The organism is Gilliamella sp. X-57 (assembly GCF_057063565.1).
Map to the genome: position 1 here is coordinate 1 of NZ_JBXSQI010000044.1, position 3,647 is coordinate 3,647.

Genomic DNA, 3,647 nt, shown 5'->3' on the forward strand with positions numbered 1-3,647 from the left:
GTTAACGATGCTAAACCATATAGACCGTATGCGAGCAGAATCAGAAGCGAAAAAAGCGGTTGAAAAGGAAAAAGAAAAAAATAAAAACAAGGGACTAACAGAAGAAGAACAACAAAAAATCTACGAAAAAGCCTACGAAAAAGCCATGAACCAAGGGATGTCGGCGATGGGCAGTGAAACCCGTCAAGGCATCGATATGGCCGTTAGCCTTATCAACGGCTTAATCAGTGGTGATATGACAGGGGCAGCCGCAGGGGCACTTGCACCAAAAATTGCTACAATTATCAAACAACAGACCGAAGGAAACACCCTCGCCAACACCGTCAGCCATGCCATACTCGGTGCGGTGGTAGCCGAACTGCAAGGCAATTCCGCGCTTGTGGGTGGCTTAGGCGCTGCCGCAAGTGAACGGGGTGCTGAAGTTATTGCGGGTATTCTTTACCCCGATAAAGACATCAAAGACCTAAGTCAAGAAGAAAGGCAAAAAGTCAGCGCCCTATCACAACTAGCGACCGGCCTTGCGATAGCCGCTGCAGGTGGTGATATTCAAGATGTGAATACTGGCGTTGCTGCGGGGAAAAATGCGGTTGAGAATAACAATTTAGCTAGAGCTGCGTGGTATCTAGTACGCCCGAGTGAAATTGGTGCACCAGTTAGTATTAATGCGGTAGATGTATTAATGGCAGAAGGTCTTACCGCGGCGGAATCAAAAGCATTTTTAGAAAGTCTAAATTTGGAACAAAGGCGACTAATTGAACTTGCATTAGTCGATCCAATGGGAGATCAATTCCTTGAAGATGCAGTACTAAAAACTTATGAGCGTTATTATAATGACTACCTAAAGAAAAAGGGGGGTAAGAAAAATACGGATAATGCGTTAACAGGAACTGGAAGTAGTACAGCTGGAGGTGCTCCAGGATTACCGCCTGATGATAATGATAAAAATAATTCAGAAACTAAAAATGAATATGTCAATTATAAAGGTAAGCTAGAAAAAGGTGATAAAATAGATCTTAAACAATTTAATAAAAGAGTTTCTGGTTCAAATAAAAAAGGTGAATGGGTAGATCCTAAAACTGGGTGGAGAATTTCTCCTGAAAGATCATCAAGTAATCCTCACGGAGGAAGTGCCTGGAAATTATTTGATAAAGCAGGAAATAGAATGGGTACATTAAATGAAAATGGAGTATATTTAAGACCATGAGAGAAAAAAACTTTATAGATTTTTTGTTGTCGACAAATTTAGATGATAATGATTTTTTGAAAAAATATTATTTAAATATTCATGTTTCTTACTTTGATCATTTTTTGAATGAAGATGAATGTGATAGTACTGAATTAATCGCATATGTTGATGTGATTAATGATCCAAACAAATTAAACCTGTTTAATTCCATTGAACAAAAATTTGTAAATTTCTATAAAAAATTATACGAGTTATCTAATAAAAAAGTTAGTTTATATAATGATGAAGGTAAGATTGTTAAAATTGGTTCATATAATAAATTTAATCATTATATTCTTGATGCTATGAAAGAAAAAACTCTATGCACAATAGTTTTTCCATCGTTAGAGTTGTTTACATTGACAGGTTTTGATTTGACTCATTCTTTTTTTATATTAAAGCATGAGTGTAAACAGGAGGTTATTGTAGAGAGAAAAATAAAAGATATAGCAAATTCTGTTGAGTTGTATGTTATTTAATGATCCCATTCTATATTTTACGTTTTTGCTATTTTAAAGGTGACAGTTAATGCTGTCACCATAAACAGATGCATTATTGTTTATAACCTGCAATGCAGGTTAAACATTACTTTGATAATTTTAATTACACTAGAATTCCGTCATAAAATCTAAGCTACTAAAACTTGAATTTTTTCGCAATGGATAGCTTTTTTTTAGTAAATCCAATTAACCATTCAAAAACAAACAGGTAAAGCTGCAGATATGATCAAATTTAAATCTTTCAAATTTTTAAGGACTAATTGATGATTACTTTTATTGAAGCGATAAATAAAGCTAAAAGTTATTTAGCTGAATACGATATTCCTGTAGAAATTACTATGATAGACAGGTTTTCTGAAGGATGGCTTTTTTGTTTTCAATCCAGAGAATTTTTAGAAACTGGTGATTTTTCAACACAATTAATCGGTAATTGTCCATTCATAATTGATAAAGATAGTGGGAAAATATATGAGTTGGGAACAGCATACCCTTTAGATATATATATACAAGAATATGAAAATAAAAAAAACAAATCTGAGTTTTAAACTCATAATGAATTATGTATGTGCATATTAAAAATTACAATTTAACCAAATTTTATATAACTAATTCAAGTGTGGGGGAGACATTATTTAATAATGAATCATAATCCCGCATATATGGTGGGAGAATCTATTATTTATTTTTAAATTTGTAAATCAAGCTCTATCACCAATTAAATTACAACAGTAATATAAAGATTGTAAAAAGGAAGTCATGCATTAGGTGAAGGAGTTGCTCAAATATACAATAAGGGTAAATTTACAACTGATGCTGTATTAAAAGTTGTTGATGGTGTTTTAACATTAGCGCCGGTAGTAACTTCTAATTTTATTCCTAAAGACAATTCAACAGGAACAACTGGAAATGTCATTTTAGATAAAGGCAATCAAATTGTACTTGCGCCTGATAGTAATTTAATTGGTAATATTAATTCGGGTAAAACCGGAACGATTATTTTTGAACAAGGTTCAACACCAAATGCTAATGAGATAAGAGCTGGTAGTGGTTTCTTATACTTAGGTTATGGTGTTGTTGTTAAAAAGGAAGTTAATCAAAATAAGGTTAAAACTCAAGATCTTTATGTTTAGGGAATTGGTAAAGTTGATGTTTATACACCAAATTCTAAAATAATGACTGAGAAATCAATATTAAGGACAATTGAAAATAAAAATAGACAAACAAACTCTATTATTATTCAGGCAGATCTATCAAAGACTGACATACAAAGTATTGTAAATCGCACATGGGGAAAACCGGGAGCAAAAAATATAAATACTCTATTCTTTCAAGATTCTAAAGGTCAAATTACTCGTTATGACAGACCCAATAAAGGAGCTCAATAATGCCTAAATTTATTTGTAAATGTGGTCATGTAATGCATTTATCTGATAGTGATAATGATTATGAATATTCTTTTATTGCTGAAAAAATAATTGATGAAATTATATGGATATTAGAAAAAAATCATAATCAAATTGACGTTGATGATTTTATTTTAAAAGTAGACTCAAAAAGAATTAGAGTGCTTGTTTGTACTAAATGCTCTCGTTTTTGGTTAGAAAATGATGATGGAACTTATAAATCTTATGTACTAGAAGAATAATATTTTTAATAATTCAGTTCTGCGAAGTAGATCGTAGAACTGAACTAACAATTTATGAACAATGTCATCTACTTTGCAAGTTGAACAATTAACTTGCCCTTTTTATTGGTAATGGTGACAGGTTGCCCTGTAGTTAAAATGAAACGGTATAGAATCCTGAATTATTTTTACAAAATAACCGCCCACAATTAACGTCGGAGGGGGCATTATTATCGGGTGAAAAGGTCACGGTGCTGGCGGAGAATGAGTTTGACGGTCGAAGAATAAAGATAGGTAA

At 32.7% G+C, this 3,647-nt stretch carries 6 protein-coding genes; 5 read left to right on the top strand and 1 reads right to left on the bottom strand.

The window, feature by feature from the left end:
* The 3 genes from ACYIAL_RS12515 to ACYIAL_RS12525 all read left to right on the top strand — a co-directional run.
* On the top strand, nucleotides 1-1,204 hold a 1,204-nt coding region (locus tag ACYIAL_RS12515), incomplete at its 5' end, for a VENN motif pre-toxin domain-containing protein (protein WP_483751870.1).
* On the top strand, nucleotides 1,201-1,704 hold the full coding sequence (locus ACYIAL_RS12520; RefSeq protein WP_483751871.1) for a hypothetical protein: 504 nt from the start codon (nucleotides 1,201-1,203) through the stop codon (nucleotides 1,702-1,704). The genes ACYIAL_RS12515 and ACYIAL_RS12520, both read left to right, overlap by 4 nt.
* Nucleotides 1,705-1,988: 284 nt before the next feature.
* On the top strand, nucleotides 1,989-2,270 hold the full coding sequence (locus ACYIAL_RS12525) for a YrhB domain-containing protein (RefSeq protein WP_483748048.1): 282 nt from the start codon (nucleotides 1,989-1,991) through the stop codon (nucleotides 2,268-2,270).
* Nucleotides 2,271-2,503: 233 nt separating this feature from the next.
* Here the strand turns inward: ACYIAL_RS12525 and ACYIAL_RS12530 are convergent, their stop codons facing one another.
* On the bottom strand, nucleotides 2,504-2,638 hold the full coding sequence (locus ACYIAL_RS12530; RefSeq protein WP_483751872.1) for a hypothetical protein: 135 nt from the start codon (nucleotides 2,636-2,638) through the stop codon (nucleotides 2,504-2,506).
* Nucleotides 2,639-2,897: 259 nt separating this feature from the next.
* On the opposite strand from ACYIAL_RS12530, the gene ACYIAL_RS12535 reads away from it, so the two are divergent.
* Together ACYIAL_RS12535 and ACYIAL_RS12540 are read left to right on the top strand one after the other, a co-directional pair.
* On the top strand, nucleotides 2,898-3,110 hold the full coding sequence (locus tag ACYIAL_RS12535; RefSeq protein WP_483751873.1) for a hypothetical protein: 213 nt from the start codon (nucleotides 2,898-2,900) through the stop codon (nucleotides 3,108-3,110).
* Complete coding sequence (locus ACYIAL_RS12540; RefSeq protein ID WP_483748049.1) at nucleotides 3,110-3,370, top strand: hypothetical protein; 261 nt, start codon at nucleotides 3,110-3,112, stop codon at nucleotides 3,368-3,370. The genes ACYIAL_RS12535 and ACYIAL_RS12540 overlap by 1 nt, the downstream gene beginning before the upstream one ends.
* Nucleotides 3,371-3,647: the final 277 nt, after the last annotated feature.

Coding starts and splice junctions, on each gene's coding strand:
- ACYIAL_RS12520 (WP_483751871.1), top strand. CDS start 1,201: ATGAGAGAAAAAAACTTTATAGATTTTTTGTTGTCGACAAATTTAGAT.
- ACYIAL_RS12525 (WP_483748048.1), top strand. CDS start 1,989: ATGATTACTTTTATTGAAGCGATAAATAAAGCTAAAAGTTATTTAGCT.
- ACYIAL_RS12530 (WP_483751872.1), bottom strand. CDS start 2,638: ATGACATTTCCAGTTGTTCCTGTTGAATTGTCTTTAGGAATAAAATTA.
- ACYIAL_RS12535 (WP_483751873.1), top strand. CDS start 2,898: ATGACTGAGAAATCAATATTAAGGACAATTGAAAATAAAAATAGACAA.
- ACYIAL_RS12540 (WP_483748049.1), top strand. CDS start 3,110: ATGCCTAAATTTATTTGTAAATGTGGTCATGTAATGCATTTATCTGAT.